Annotated in this window: 4 protein-coding genes; all 4 read left to right on the top strand. The window is 71.2% G+C overall.

The window, feature by feature from the left end; all coding sequences use genetic code 11:
- Positions 1-376, top strand: a 376-nt coding sequence (locus ACY45C_RS06470) for a HesA/MoeB/ThiF family protein (RefSeq protein WP_462186734.1), incomplete at its 5' end; no start/stop codon positions are given.
- Entirely contained in the window at positions 373-1,743 is a 1,371-nt protein-coding gene (locus ACY45C_RS06465; protein WP_462186733.1) for a cysteine desulfurase family protein, read from the top strand. The genes ACY45C_RS06470 and ACY45C_RS06465, both read left to right, overlap by 4 nt.
- A 112-nt stretch (positions 1,744-1,855) precedes the next feature.
- Positions 1,856-3,859: a 2-oxoacid:acceptor oxidoreductase subunit alpha gene (locus tag ACY45C_RS06460; protein WP_462186732.1), complete on the top strand. Its 2,004-nt coding sequence runs from the start codon at positions 1,856-1,858 to the stop codon at positions 3,857-3,859.
- On the top strand, positions 3,856-4,938 hold the full coding sequence (locus ACY45C_RS06455; protein ID WP_462186731.1) for a 2-oxoacid:ferredoxin oxidoreductase subunit beta: 1,083 nt from the start codon (positions 3,856-3,858) through the stop codon (positions 4,936-4,938). The genes ACY45C_RS06460 and ACY45C_RS06455 overlap by 4 nt, the downstream gene beginning before the upstream one ends.
- The last annotated feature ends 115 nt before the right edge of the window (positions 4,939-5,053 follow it).

Genomic DNA, 5,053 nt, shown 5'->3' with positions numbered 1-5,053 from the left:
CGACGCCCGGCACAACTTCCCCGAGCGGTATCTGCTCAACCGGCTGTGCCTGGCGACGCAGGTCCCCCTGGTCGTCGCCGCGATGAACGCCACCGAGGCGTATCTGCTGGTGGTCCGGCCGGGTTCGCCCTGCCTGCGGTGTGTGTTCCCGGAGGGGGACCCGTCCTGGGAGCCCCTCGGTTTCCCGGTGCTCGGCGCGGTCGCCGGAACGGTGGGCTGCCTGGCGGCGACCGAGGCGTTGAAGATCGCCGGTGGATTCGCCGAGCCGGCGGTCGGCCGGCTGATCCACCTCGATCTGTGGGACACGGACCTGCGGACGCCGCGGACGCGGCGCGATCCCGCCTGCGTGGACTGCGGCTCTGGAGGCGCATCGTGATCTATCTTGACTACAACGCGACGACCCCGGTCGACCCGGAGGTCGTCCGGGCGATGCTGCCGTTGCTGCGGGACCACTTCGCGAATCCGGCCAGCTCGCACCCGGCCGGGCAGGCCGTCGCCCGGCTCGTCGAAGGAGCCCGGCGGGACGTGGCGAACCTCGCCGGCGCCCAGCCGCGTGACGTCATCTTCACCAGCGGGGCGACCGAGGCGGCCAACCTGGCGATCGCCGGGGTCCTGGCCACCGCCCCGCCGTCCTGCCGCCGCGTGCTCGTCGGAGCGACCGAGCATCGGGCGGTCCTCGCCGCGGCGGAGGCCGCGGCGCGGGTGCACGGGGCGATCGTGCAGACCATCCGGGTTCATCCCGACGGCACGATCGACCTCAACCACCTGCGCGCGCTGCTGCAACCGGTATGGGACGGTTCCGCCGTCGCGGGGGGCTCCGCGATCGCGGGGAACGGGGGGGTCCTCGGGGCCTCCGTCTCGAAGGTCGCCCTGGTGGCGGCGATGACGGCGAACAACGAGACCGGGACGCTGAACGACCCGCGGCCCATCGCCGAGCTCGCCCACGGGGCGGGGGCGTTCTACCTCGCCGACATCACCCAGACGCTGGGCCGGATGCCGGTTTCGGTCGCGGACGCCGGCATCGACCTCGCCGTCGCGTCCGCGCACAAGCTCTACGGGCCCAAGGGCACCGGCGCGCTGATCGCCGGCCGGCACGCCCGGTCGCAGCTGGCACCGCTGATCCACGGCGGCGGGCAGGAACGGGGCCTGCGCGCCGGCACGGTCAACACCGCCGGGGTGGTCGGCTTCGGCGCCGCGGCGCGGATTGCCGCCGCGGTGATGGAGGACGAGGCCCCGCGGCAGCGGGCCCAGACCGAGCTGCTGCACGATCTGCTCGTCGAGTGGCTCGGCGTCGATGCCGTCGAGCTCAACGGGCCGAGTGAGCGCGGCGGGGGCCGCGAATGCCGGCTGCCGAACACCATCAACCTGCGGTTTGTCGGTGCCGACGCCGACGCCGTCCAGGCCTGTCTGCCGGACGTGGCGGTGTCCGCGGGCTCCGCCTGTCACGGTGGCGGCGCCGAGCCGTCCCATGTGCTCACCGCGATGGGCCGGTCGACCACGGCGGCCATGGAGAGCCTGCGGTTCAGCGTGGGCCGGTTCACCACCGTCGACCAGATCCACGCCGCCGCCGCCGCGGTGGCTCGCGCGGTGCTGCGCGTGCGTGCCCTGGAGCAGAACCGATCGAACGATCTCTTCGACGGCCCCACCACCGAGTTCCGGGTGCAGGAGATCCCCACCGACCGGGTGTTCTCGCGGGCCCTGCGCATGCCCGAGGTGCCCGCCCCCCGATCCGCCTATCCCTGACCCGTTCCCCGCGCTTCCCTGACCCCGCTTCCGCGCTGTCAGCGTTGCCACGCGCGGTCCCGCTCGCCCGGCGCGGGCGTGCGTAGCCGAGAAGTTGAGATGAGGTTTCGCCATGCCAACCGAACAGTTGTCCGAACGACCCGACCCGGGGGTCACGCAACTGGAACACGTGGTGATCCGTTTTGCCGGTGACTCCGGCGACGGGATGCAGCTCACCGGTGACCGGTTCGGCGCCCAGGCCGCCGCGGGCGGCAACGACGTGGCGACGCTGCCGAACTACCCGGCGGAGATCCGGGCGCCAGCCGGAACCGTGGCCGGGGTGTCGAGCTACCAGCTCCACATCGCCGACCACGACATCAGGACCCCGGGCGACCGGCCCGACGTTCTGGTCGCCATGAACCCCGCGGCGCTCAAGGCGAACATCGCCGAGCTGCGTCCCGGCGGGGTCCTGATCGTGGACACCGACGCGTTCACGGTGATGGGCCTGGAAAAGGCCGGTTACGAGGCCGATCCCCTGACCAACGGGTCGCTGGACGCCTACCACGTGCACGCGATCAACCTCACCGGTTTCGCCGCCACGGCCGTCGCTGAGTTCAACCTGAAGCGCAAGGACGCTGCCCGGACGAAGAACATGTTCGCGCTCGGCCTGGTGTCCTGGATGTTCAGCCAGCCCATCGAGGACACGATCGCCTACCTGCAGAAGCGGTTCGCCGCGAAGCCGGACGTGCAGGCCGCGAACATCGCCGCGCTGCGGGCCGGGTGGATCTACGGCGACACCACCGAGGCCTTCGCGCTCGCCTACGAGGTGAAGCCGGCCAAGCTGCCCGCCGGCACCTACCGGTACATGAAGGGCAACAAGGCGATCGCCTACGGCCTGGTCGCCGCCGCGCAGCAGGCCGGGATGCCGCTGTTCCTCGGCGCCTACCCGATCACTCCCGCCTCCGACATCCTGCACGAACTGAGCGCGCTCGCATCCTTCGACGTGCGCTCCTTCCAGGCCGAGGACGAGATCGCCGCCATCGGCTCCGCGATCGGCGCGGCCTTCGCCGGGATGCTCGGCGTGACCGTGACCTCCGGTCCCGGGATGGCCCTGAAGACCGAGGCTCTCGGTCTTGCGGTGATCATGGAGTTGCCGCTCGTCGTCGTCAACGTGCAGCGCGGCGGGCCGTCGACCGGTCTGCCGACCAAGACCGAGCAGTCCGACCTGCTCCAGGCCCTGTACGGCAGGCACGGCGAGGCGCCGCTGCCGGTGATCGCGGCGCGTTCGCCCGCGGACGGCTTCGACGCCGCGCTGGAGGCGGCCCGGATCGCGCTGGCCTACCGCACCCCGGTCATCCTGCTGTCCGACGCCTACGTCGCCAACGGCAGCGAGCCGTGGCGGGTGCCCGAGACGGCGGAGCTGCCCAGCATCGGGATCGATCTCGCCACCGGCCCGAACGGGGTGGACGAGGCCGGTAACCCGATCTTCCTGCCGTACGCGCGGGACCCGATCACGCTGGCCCGCCCGCTGGCGATCCCGGGTACCCCGGGGCTCACACACCGCATCGGTGGTCTGGAGAAGGCCGAGCTGACCGGCGCGGTCTCCTACGACCCCGACAACCACGACCTGCTGGTCCGCACCCGACAGTCCAAGATCGATAACATCGACGTGCCGCTCCTGGAAGTCGATGATCCCAGTGGGTCGCCCGGATCCGGCGCCGATGTGCTGGTGATCGGATGGGGCTCGACGTGGGGGCCGATCGGTGAAGCCTGCCGCCAGGTGCGGCGCGACGGTATGAAGGTCGCCCAGGCGCACCTGCGCCATCTCGCCCCGCTGCCGGCGAACCTGGCCTCGGTGCTGTCGGAGTACCACACCGTGCTCGTCCCCGAGATGAACCTCGGGCAGCTCGCCGGACTCCTGCGCCGAGAATGCCTGATCGATACCGTCGGCTACAACCAGACCCGCGGCATGCCGTTCCGGGTGGCCGAGCTCACCTCCGTCATCAGCCGGATCATCCAGGGCATCGACGAGGAGCCGTCGGCGGAGGCGGCCTCGAAGCCGGTCGGGGACGTGAGCGCCCGGTTGAACGCACACCTTGGTTCGAAGCTCGGCACGGCCGGGGAGGCAGGACGATGATCTTGCTGAATGATGGATCCGGAGAACCGTCGGGTGACTCGGCGGGACGGCCGGCGCTGACCGTGCAGGACTACATGACCGGCAACGAGGTCCGCTGGTGCCCCGGCTGCGGGGACCACGCCATCCTCTCGACGATGCGGGGTCTGCTGCCGACCCTCGGCGTCCCGCCCGAGAACATCGTGATCGTGTCCGGCATCGGGTGCTCCTCGCGGTTCCCCTACTACCTCGACACCTACGGCATCCACTCGATCCACGGCCGGGCGCCGTCCTTTGCGACCGGAGTCTCGATCAACCGGCCGGACCTGGCGGTGTGGGTCGTAACCGGTGATGGCGACGCGCTGTCGATCGGCGGTAACCACCTTATCCACGCGCTGCGTCGCAACGTGAACCTCAAGATCATGTTGTTCAACAACCAGATCTACGGTTTGACGAAAGGTCAGCACTCGCCGACCTCCAGGATCGGCACGATCAGCCCGTCGAGCCCCCACGGGTCGCTCGACAACCCGTTCGACCCGGTTGCGCTCGCGCTCGGCGCCGGCGCGACGTTCGTCGCCCGCACGATCGACTCGGACCGTCGCCACCTCACCGCCACCCTCACCGCCGCCGCGGCGCACCAGGGCGCGGCGCTGGTGGAGATCCGGCAAGGCTGCCCCACGTTCAACGCGATTCCCCGTCAGCCGAAGCGGTCCGATGCCGATGCCGGCGCCGCCGGGGTCGCCGGGGCGAAGGGCGAGCAGGGGCCGATCCGGCTCTCGCCCGGTATGCCGGTGGTCTTCGGCGTGGACGAGCAGTACGCCGTGATCCGCGACCCGGCCACCGGGGAGCTGGCCGTCGGGCACAGCGGTGACTCCCGCGTCGTGGTGCACGATCCGACGGTGGAGAACTCGACCTACGCCTACGCCCTAGCCCAGCTGGCGCGGGCGGAGTTTCCGGAGCCGCCGATCGGCGTCTACCGGTCGGTCTCGCATCCCGTGTTCGACCAGCTGTTCCAGGAGAGGCTGGCGACCGCCCGGCCCGGCGGCCTAGGCGACCTGCGGACGTTGCTCCAAGGTGCCGACTCCTGGACGGTGGCCGGGTAGGTCGCCGCCGGGTGACCTACGGCTGGGATGAGACCTACGGCTGAGGCGAACCGGACCGATGGGCGGTCGCCGGGTGGACGCTCGGGGGCGAGGGGATCAGGCCTGTCAGGGCTGG

This window comes from Frankia sp. CcWB2, assembly GCF_977927585.1.
Note: the sequence above shows the minus strand (reverse complement) of the source record. Positions and strands in the feature narration are given on the sequence as shown.